The sequence below is a fragment of the Nitratidesulfovibrio sp. HK-II genome (assembly GCF_003402415.2).
Taxonomy (GTDB): Bacteria; Desulfobacterota; Desulfovibrionia; order Desulfovibrionales; family Desulfovibrionaceae; genus Cupidesulfovibrio.
Map to the genome: position 1 here is coordinate 4,122,927 of NZ_AP036014.1, position 9,595 is coordinate 4,132,521.

At 66.9% G+C, this 9,595-nt stretch carries 5 protein-coding genes; 3 read left to right on the top strand and 2 right to left on the bottom strand.

From position 1 onward, the window contains the following. Window positions 1-22 precede the first annotated feature (22 nt). Window positions 23-574 carry an acetate uptake transporter gene (satP, locus tag RVX_RS17220; protein WP_116307381.1) on the top strand — a complete coding sequence of 184 codons (552 nt, stop codon included), beginning with the start codon at window positions 23-25 and terminating at the stop codon, window positions 572-574. 1,644 nt (window positions 575-2,218) lie between these two features. On the opposite strand, the gene RVX_RS17225 is transcribed toward satP, so the two are convergent. After that, entirely contained in the window at window positions 2,219-4,072 is a 1,854-nt protein-coding gene (locus tag RVX_RS17225) for an FAD-dependent oxidoreductase (RefSeq protein ID WP_116307379.1), read from the bottom strand. A gap of 374 nt (window positions 4,073-4,446) precedes the next feature. On the opposite strand from RVX_RS17225, the gene RVX_RS17230 reads away from it, so the two are divergent. Then, entirely contained in the window at window positions 4,447-4,953 is a 507-nt protein-coding gene (locus tag RVX_RS17230; protein WP_007525397.1) for a peptidylprolyl isomerase, read from the top strand. A gap of 194 nt (window positions 4,954-5,147) precedes the next feature. Beyond that, entirely contained in the window at window positions 5,148-6,911 is a 1,764-nt protein-coding gene (locus tag RVX_RS17235; RefSeq protein ID WP_116307377.1) for an SDR family oxidoreductase, read from the top strand. Window positions 6,912-7,426: 515 nt separating this feature from the next. Here RVX_RS17235 and RVX_RS17240 read toward each other — a convergent pair. Next, window positions 7,427-8,752, bottom strand: coding sequence for a M23 family metallopeptidase (locus RVX_RS17240; RefSeq protein ID WP_116307375.1), 1,326 nt, complete (start codon window positions 8,750-8,752; stop codon window positions 7,427-7,429). Between the last annotated feature and the right edge of the window lie 843 nt (window positions 8,753-9,595).

Genomic DNA, 9,595 nt, shown 5'->3' on the forward strand with positions numbered 1-9,595 from the left:
ATCCGCAGCAACGAGGAAGACAATGGAGACCAAACTGGCCAACCCGGCCCCGCTCGGGCTCATGGGCTTCGGGATGACCACCATCCTGCTGAACATCCACAACGCGGGCTTCTTTCCCATCAGCTCGATGATCCTCGCCATGGGCATCTTCTACGGCGGCATCGCGCAGGTCATCGCGGGCATCATGGAGTTCAAGAAGGGCAACACCTTCGGCACCACCGCCTTCACCTCGTACGGCCTGTTCTGGCTGACCCTGGTGGCGCTGATCGTCATGCCCAAGCTGGGCTGGGCCGAAGCCACCCCGCACGCCTACATGGGCTTCTACCTGGCCATGTGGGGGCTGTTCACCTTTTTCATGTTCCTGGGCACCCTGAAGGGCAAGACCACGCTGAAGTTCATCTTCCTGTCGCTGACCGTGCTGTTCGCGCTGCTGGCCATCCGCGACTTCACCGGCAGCGAACTGATCGGCACCATTGCCGGGTGGGAAGGCATCGTGTGCGGCGCAAGCGCGTGTTACCTGGCCATGGCCGAGGTGCTGCACGAGCAGTACGGGAAGGTTGTGTTGCCGTACTAGGCGGGATATCGCGCTGGTGAGTCCGGCTTCTACGCAGACACGCCAGCCCTGTTGACCACGCACGGTTTCGTTATGCCTCCGGCGGGGAATGGAAGGGGTTGTGCCCTGAAGGACACGGCCTCTACGAAGACACTCCCGCGTGATTGATCCCCGTCGATGGGATAGTGCGCGATTGCACCCGGCTTCTACGAAGACACTCCCGCGCGATTGAGAACCCTCGATTTCGTTATGCCTCCGGCGGGCAGGGGGCCGTGTAACGACGGCCCCCTGCACCCCCGCGTTCCGGTGGCTCCGCCCCCTGGACCCCCGACGTATCCTGCACCGCATTCCTTGCCGGGCAGCTTCCCTCGGCCAAAGCGCCTTCGGGCGATCTGCCCGGCGGAATGCGATGTGCGCCAATCTCCCGCCAACATAACCGCACTTAGAGTGCCCTAACCCCCGCTCCCGTTGCGACGCATGTGCCGCCGTCAAAGCCCGGCGTCACACGCTTCTTCGCACGTCGCATTTCCGTTGAACGGCCTGAACTCCGCGACAGCGCTGCCGGTATTGGAACCAATTGGAGTGGAAAGCCCAATGCTCTCATGGATACTGTTTGCTTCACGGGGGCGCGGATAACTTGCGCGCGGCGATACGCAGCCGCAGCCGAGGTCTTGCGAGGCGGAAGCTTCGGCGTCGCGGATGCGCGCCGCAGACAACGGGGGGATGGAGGCAACCTTGCCCGACCAAGCCGACGAGAGCACCGCACCAAAACGGATTAACACGTCCACGTTCAAAGGAATCGTAGCGTGCGAAGAAGCGTGTGCCGCCGGGCTTTGACGGCGGCACATGCGTCGCAACGGGGGCGGGGGTTAGGTCACCCGAGTGTTGGAGGATCTGCGGAGCATTGCGCACATACGCATTCCCGCCGCCAGATCGCCCGAAGGCGCACAGCGCCGCAGGGAAGCTGCCGCCGAAGGGACGCCGCGCATGAAAACCTCGGGGGCCTGGACTTCAGCCGTTAGGCGAGCGCGAAGCGCGAGTCTTACGGATGAAGATAGCAGCGCTGGCAGAGCCCCCGGAACGCGGGGGTGCAGGGGGTGTTCGTTACAACACCCCCTGCCCGCCGGAGGCATAACGAAATCGGGCGTAATCAACAGCGCACTACTGTCTTCGTAGAGGCCGGGCGCAATCGCGCGCTATCCCTTGGCGTGGCGATACGCGCCCGCAAACGACGTGGGGATGGAGGCAACTTTGCCCGACCAAGCTGACGAGAGCCCCGCGTACATACGCATTCCCGCCGCCAGATCGCCCGAAGGCGCACAGCGCCGCAGGGAAGCTGGCGGCGTAAGGAATGCGGTGCAGGATACGTGCGGGTAAAGGCACCCGTGTGCCATAGAGGCTACGGGAGATTCGTGCGCATTGGCGTCACCGGCGGCAGATCACCCGAAGGCGCTTTGCGCCGGAGGGAAGCTGCCGCCGAAGGGACGCAGCGCATGAAAACCTGGGGGGACCAGGGGGGCAGCGCCCCCCGGAACGCGGGGGTCCAGGGGGCCGTCGTTACACGGCCCCCTGCCCGCCGGAGGCATAACGAGATCGAGCGTGGTCAAAAGGGCACGACTGTCTACGTAGAAGCCGTATCAATGAGGACACACGCCCATCCCCCTCCTACGCCCCCTTCTTCTTCCAGTACGGATTCTGGGTATCCTCGAACGCGGCCAGCGCCGCCGTGGCCCCGCTGCCCACGGCGGTGACGATCTGGCGCACGCCGCCGGTCACGTCGCCCGCGGCGTAAATGCGCGGGATGTTGGTGCGCATGTGGCGGTCCACCTTGATGGAGCCGTCCTTTTCCAGCACCACGCCAAGCTCGGCCGCCTGTTCGGAATTGGGGATGTGCCCGATGGCCACGAACACCCCGTCGAAGGGAAGCTCGCTGACCTCGCCGGTCTTCACGTTGCGCACGCGGATGCCGCGCACCACGCCGGCGTCCGCCTCTGCCGGGGCGGTTCCGGCGGCCTTAGCCTCCTTGCCGTCCCCCCCCGCGCCTTCCACAGGGGCCACGGTGTCGCCCAGCACCTCTTCCACCACGGTATCCCAGATCACCGCAATGCCTTCCCGCGCCAGCGAATCCTGCAGGGCCTTCTCGGCCCGGAAGCTGTCGCGGCGGTGGATGACGGTTACCTCCGCGCCCAGGTTCTTCAGGTGCAGGGCGTCGGTAAGGGCGGAATTGCCCCCGCCGATCATGGCCACCCGCTTGCCCCGGTACATGAACCCGTCGCACGAGGCGCAGTACGACACGCCCCGGCCGTAGAAACGGGCCTCGCCCGGCGCGTCCAGCTTGCGCCACTGCGCGCCGGTGGCGAACACCAGCGCCTTGCACAGGTACACGGCGCGGTTGGTGTACACCTCCAGAAACTTGCCGATCTTGATCTCGTGCACGGCCTCGTTCTCGCGCACGGTGGCGTACTGCCGGGCATGGGCGGAAAGCACCTCCACCAGCTTCAGCCCGGCGATGTCGGTGAAGCCGGGGTAGTTCTCCACCACCGGGGTCACGGTCACCTGGCCGCCCACCACGGCCTTGTCCAGCACCACGGTCTTCATGCCGCTGCGCTCGGCGTAGATGGCTGCGGAAAGGCCCGCCGGGCCCGCGCCCAGCACCACCATGTCGGTTTCCACCACGTCCAGCCCCTCGGGGTCCATGCCGTGAGCGCCGTGAGCCCCGTGAGCATGGTCATGCCCTTCGTGGCCGGGCTCCATGCCATGTTCGCGCATCAGTTCTTCCGCGTTCTTCAGGGTAACCAGTTCCAGTACAAAGCGCTCTTCCGGCATCAGGCCGATGGCCTTGTGCGTGGCGTCGTACTGGGTGTGCGGCACGGAACCCACGCCGAACTTTTTGGACAGGTCGGGGAATTCGTCGGAATTGACGCATTCCGCTTCCACCAGGCCGGGCCGCTCGATGGCGCACTTTGCCGCGTGCATGAACTGGCCGGGGCAGTACGGGCACCCCGGAGAAGAAAACACCCGGGGCCTGCGCGGCTCCTTCAACTCGGACAGGATGCGGCGCGAGGTTTCCGTAAGGCCCGACTGGCGCAGGGACACCAGAAAGATCGATTCCACCAGCGCCCGGCCTTCCTCGCCCAACGGCGCGCCGGTGAAGCGGATGCGGTAGTCCAGGGCCGGGTCCGTCTCGCCCGTGCCCACGAACATGGTGGGCGACAGGGTCACGCCGCGGCGCTTCGCTTCCTCGGAATCCAGCGCATGGTGGTTCATGGAAATCTTGTCCACGATGAGCGATATGTCCTCGGCGAAGCGCAGCGTGTAGCCGTTGAAGGCGTTCTTTGCGTCGCCGTCGGTGAACACGTCGAGCACCACGGGGTTCGGCAGCTTGGCGAACAACTGGGCCAACTGCTTGCGCCCGTCCTCGGGGATGAACCAGTCGCGGTCGGCTGCGGCCTTGCCGGAAGAACCAGAGGGGCCAGACGAGCCAGACGAATTGGATGAGCTGGATACGCTGAGTTTCATGGGGAACTCCTTTGGGTGCTGCGTTGCGGGGCGTGGGCTGCCGGAGAGGGACAAAGGTCCGCCGCATGCCGGGCGGCGGCGGCACGAAGCGCGGGGCGCGATGCCCGGCCGCGAAAGAAAGGGAAAACAACCCGCCACGCCGGGTGCTGCCGACACCATACCATGGTGTAGCCATGCGGAACAACACAGGCAAGTGAGACGCCGCAACGCGGTCGCGCGCCGCTGCCTGCGTATGGCGGGCCCGCGCCGTGCATGCTGCCCATCCTGCGCCCATTCCGGCGCGCCGGACAGCCCCTTTGGCGCACCCGCCAGCCCTTGCGTTTCGCGCCGCTTCCCGGCAAAGAGGGGGCAACATTTCCCGTCAGGAGACACCCATGAGCAATCCCGTCATTCTGCTGGAAACCTCTTCCGGCGATATCCTCATCGAACTCGACGCCGAAAAGGCCCCCGCCACCGTCGCCAACTTCCTCGGCTACGTGGATTCGGGCTTCTACAAGAACACCATCTTCCACCGGGTCATCAAGGACTTCATGATCCAGGGCGGCGGCCTTTCCGTGCGCATGGAAGAAAAGCCCACCAACGCCCCGGTGCGCAACGAGGCCAATAACGGCCTCAAGAACCTGCGCGGCACCATCGCCATGGCCCGCACCGCCGACCCGCACAGCGCCGCGGCCCAGTTCTTCATCAACACCGTGGACAACGCGGACCTCGACCACACCGAGGAAACGGACGAAGGCTGGGGCTACTGCGTGTTCGGCCAGGTCATCGAGGGCATGGACACGGTGGACAAGATCCAGAAGCTGAAGACCAAGCCCCAGGGCATCCACACCGACGCCCCGGCGGACATGGTGGTCATCACCGGCGTGAGCCGCTTCGAATAGCCGCGCCGCGCATACGCGCCGCACGCATCCGCAAGGGAGGGAACGCCACGGGCGTTTCCTCCCTTTTCAATTTCAGGGCGGCAGCGCCGAAGGGGCAGTGCAGGGAACGGCTTGCGGCTTTGACAGTCTTGCCGGGCTGCGGCACCATGGGGGCAGACTGCGAAAACTCCGTCCGCCATCCGCAAGGACCCCCCATGGTCGCACACGCTGTTCCCCCCCACGCCACGCCCCATCCTGACATCGCGGCGGCATCGCCCGGCAACGCCGGGGGCGGTCTGCCCGATCCGGAACTTGCCGACGCCGCGCATCCTTCCCCATCCCGCGTGCGGGGCACCGTGCTCGTAACCGGGGCCACGGGCTACGTGGGCGGCCGTCTGGCCCCGCTGCTGCTGGAACGCGGATGGAACGTGCGCGCGCTGGCCCGCAACCCGGCCAAGCTGGCGGGGCGTCCGTGGGCGGCCCATCCCCGGTGCACCATCGTGCCCGGCGACGTGCTGGACGAGGCATCCCTGCGCGAGGCCATGCGCGGGTGCGACGCCGTGTTCTACCTGGTGCACTCCATGAACCCCGCCGTTGCCGCCTTTGCCGATGCCGACCGCAAGGCGGCCTACTGCATGGTGCGGACCCTGCAGGCACTTCGCGGGACGCAGACTGCCCTGCCGCGGGTCATCTACCTCAGCGGCCTGCTGCCCCCGGAAACGGATGCGGGCGGGCACGGGGCCAGCCGTGTGTCCGAGCACCTGCGCTCGCGCGCCGAAGTGGGCGAGATCCTGGCCCTGTCCGACGCGCCGCTCACGGTGCTGCGCGCGGCGCAGATCATCGGCTCCGGCAGCGCCTCGTTCGAGATCATCCGCTATCTGGTGGACCGCCTGCCGGTGATGATCACCCCGCGCTGGGTCCACATGCAGTGCCAGCCCATAGCCATCAGCAACGTGCTGGAATACCTGGCGGGCTGCCTCGACCACCCCGAAACGGCGGGGCAAGCCTACGACATCGGCGGGCCAGACGTGCTGAGCTACCGGGAACTGTTCGACATCTACGCCCGCGAAGCGGGCCTGCGCCGACGGCTGATCATCCCCGTGCCGTTACTGACGCCGGAACTCTCGGCCCACTGGCTGCATCTGGTCACCCCGGTGCCTGTGGCGCTGGCCCGGCCGCTCATCCACGGGCTGCGCCAGCGCGTGGTGTGCGGCGAAACGCGCATCCGCGACATCATCCCGCAGGACCTGCTGCCCTGCGCAGAGGCCATCCGCCGCGCCCTGGACCGGCTGCGCACCCATGCCGTGCCCACCCGCTGGGCCGATGCGGGCAGCCCCGCCGTGCCCGAATGGGTGGCCTGCGGCGATGCGGACTACGCGGGCGGCCATCTGCTGGGGGATGGATGGGGAGTGCGTTTGGCGGCCACGCCCGATGACGTGTGGAAGCCCGTGGAACGCATCGGCGGCGATACCGGCTGGTATCAGGACGACGCCCTGTGGCGGCTGCGCGGCCTGGTGGACACCCTGGTCGGGGGGCCGGGGCTGCGGCGCGGTCGGCGCGACCCGGAAACCCTGCGCACCGGCGACGCGCTGGACTTCTGGCGGGTGCTGGACGTGCAGCCCGGCAAGCGCCTGCTGCTGCTGGCCGAAATGAAGGTGCCGGGCGACGCCCTGCTGGAATTCATGGTGCGTCCGGTTGCCGAAGCGGCGCACGCCCCCGCTGACGGGGCGACATCGGCCGACGGCCCGGCCACGGAACTGTGGATGCAGTCATGGTTCCTGCCGCGCGGCCTGGCCGGGCTGGCCTACTGGTATGCCCTGCTTCCCGTGCATGGGCGCATCTTCCGGGGCATGCTGGCGGCCATCGCCGCCGCAACGGGCAAGCCGGTGCTGCGCCCCCCCTTCCGCCTGCCCCCGCAACGCAATTTCGCCTGCGCCCTGCCCGGGGCGCCCGCCGCAAAATCCCCTTCGGCCTCCTGAATTCCCCCCGACCCGGCAAGGCCGCTGGGCCTGCACGCTGGCGGGCCAGCAGCCCCACGTGCCGGATCCCCGGCCGCAGCCATGCCTTCCCTTGCCCGATGTTCGCAAAATACGTCCATTATTCCGGTGTGGTGACATACTTGCGCACACAGCATGTCACCATTCGCCCTGGCACTGGCCAAGCGCGGCATCGCCCCCCATGCCATCGTCAATGGTGATAACCACCTGCTGCGTTCATAATTTATCGTTTCTTTACAGCATGTTTCACGCGAAACGCACATCAGGAACAGCCCTTTGTCGTGCCAACTCCAATCCGGCACGCATCGGTCACTTGCCATGTTCCCCCACCCGGCAATCGCAAACGCCGCAACTATCCACCACCAGCGAGAAGCAGGCCTGCCCCTGCCTCCTTCCGACAACCGGTCGCTTGCCGATGGCTTTCCCGTACCCACACGCAAAAGCGCGCCGCCCCTGATGGAGCGGCGCGCCATGTGCGCAACTATATGCCGTGAAATCTAGATGTTGGGCAGCTTCTGCACATCCAGCGTGGCAATATCGCCTTCACCGTCCAGATACGGGCGGATGGCATCCATCTGGCGGCGGAAATCCGGCAGCAGCTTGCGGGCCACCGGTTCGGACCGGGGACTTATGTTCTTGGTGGGGTTGATGAACTTGCCGTCCTTCTTCAGGCGGAAGTCCAGATGCGGGCCGGTGGCCCAGCCCGTGGCGCCCACGTAGCCGATGACGTCGCCCTGCTTCACCATGGCGCCCTTGCGCACCCCGCGCGCGAAGCCGGAAAGATGGCCGTAGTAGCTTTCGTAGCCGTTGGAATGGCGCAGGATGATCAGGTTGCCGTAGCCGTTGCCCCATCCGGCGGAAGCCACCACACCGTTGCCCACGGCCTTGACCGGGGTGCCGGTGGGGGCGGCGTAGTCCACACCCTGGTGCGGCCGCACGTCGCGGAAGATGGGGTGCTTGCGGGTCATGGTGTACCCGCTGGAAATGCGCGTGAACGACAGCGGGGCCTTCAGGAACGAGCGCCGCATGGAGGCCCCGTCGGGCGCGTAGTACTGGGGAAAGCCCAGGTCGTCGTGGAACAGGTAGGCGCGGTGGGTCTGGTCCTGGTTGGTGAAGATGGCGGCCAGCACCCGGCCGTAGCCCTTGAACTCGCCTTCGCGGAAGCGCTTTTCCACCAGCACGGTGAAGCTGTCGCCCTCGCGGATGTCGCGGATGAAGTCCACCTCCCAGCCGAAGATGTCCGCCAGGCGGATGGCCAGGGTGGGCGATTCGCCCGCGTCGGCCACGGACTGGAACAGGTTGGATTCGATGGTGCCTTCCACGCGGATGATCTCGACGTCGTACTGGATGGGTTCCACCCGCGCGGCGAAGGAATCGTCGGTCTTGCTGACGATGAGCTTCTGCGAATTGTCGATCTCGTATTCAAAGCGTTCGATGCCGCCCGCGCTGACGTTGGCCACCACGGTGTAGGGCTGCCCGGCCCGCAGCCTGGCCAGCGAATAGACCTTCTCGCAGGCAGAGACCATGGTGTGCACGTCCACCGAAGAGAGCCACTCTTGCAGGATCTTGGCCGCGGTGTCGCCGGAAGACACGACCCCCTGCACCACCTCCGGTTCGCCGACGCCGTGACCGCCCGCGCCTTCTTCGGCCCGCAGTTCCGGGGGCAACTGGCCGCCCGGCGCGGTGGCGTTGCAGTCTACCGAGGGGGGGCCGTCAGGTGTTTCGGTGGCCTGCTGTCCGTGCCGCAGCATGAACGGCGCGGCAATGAGCAGCAGGATGACCAGCAGGACGATTCCGGAACGCTTTGCGGAAGGCAACTGCATGAAACCTCGTGCGATGGGGCAGGCCCGCGAAACCGACCGGCAACAACGGCGGTGCGAGGGATCGGGGCGGGCTGCGCTTTCGGTGATGGGGAGGCCCCGTGCCGTGCCGGCCCGGTCGCATGGAAGAGGAATGACCGGGAGAAGGGCGGCGCGCGCCGGGTGAAACCCGGACGGCCATGGGGCGGCCGCCTCGCGCATGGTCCGCGCATGGCGCGGGAAGCACTGGAGGCACACCCGAGTGGGGACGGGCGGGACCTGCCGCAAGGAACCGCCCAACCCTAGCCGCGCCGTGGGCAATTGTCCAGACAGCCGACGGATTCTGCACATCGTTGCACAAATGGCCCCAGAGGCGCGAAACCGGACCGGGGCGGACCGAGATGCGGAACCGCGCCCAAACGCGCCCAGCAAGGCCGTACGGACGAAAATCCGGCATGCCCGCCAAGACTCCCCGCCACTGCCTTGCAGATTGCCGCAACGGGCAGGCCTTGGCCCGCTTCGGCGGACCGGCGCAGAGCCGCCGGGGCTGGCACATCCGTCCGTGTGGCAGCCCCACCACCCTCCCGCGCGAAAGCGCACGTCGGCTCCGAAAGGTCGAAACCCGCCAGCCACGCAGTGCGCGGCCCAAACCTGCCCGCCACGTCCGGTCCGGCGGCCGTGCTTGTTCCGGCTCGATGAATATGATAATGATGCGTGCTTGGGCCACGGTCATCCGCACCCGCCCCGTTCATCCGCCGCAACACCGGGCGGGGAGCGAACGGAAGGACAGCAACCGCCTCCAAAGGCCCGTTCCCCGTACCCTCAATGCCCGGCCGCCGGGCTTCATACAGGACCTGTCCACCGCCC

Coding starts and splice junctions, on each gene's coding strand:
- RVX_RS17240 (WP_116307375.1), bottom strand. CDS start 8,752: ATGCAGTTGCCTTCCGCAAAGCGTTCCGGAATCGTCCTGCTGGTCATC.
- satP (WP_116307381.1), top strand. CDS start 23: ATGGAGACCAAACTGGCCAACCCGGCCCCGCTCGGGCTCATGGGCTTC.
- RVX_RS17235 (WP_116307377.1), top strand. CDS start 5,148: ATGGTCGCACACGCTGTTCCCCCCCACGCCACGCCCCATCCTGACATC.
- RVX_RS17225 (WP_116307379.1), bottom strand. CDS start 4,072: ATGAAACTCAGCGTATCCAGCTCATCCAATTCGTCTGGCTCGTCTGGC.
- RVX_RS17230 (WP_007525397.1), top strand. CDS start 4,447: ATGAGCAATCCCGTCATTCTGCTGGAAACCTCTTCCGGCGATATCCTC.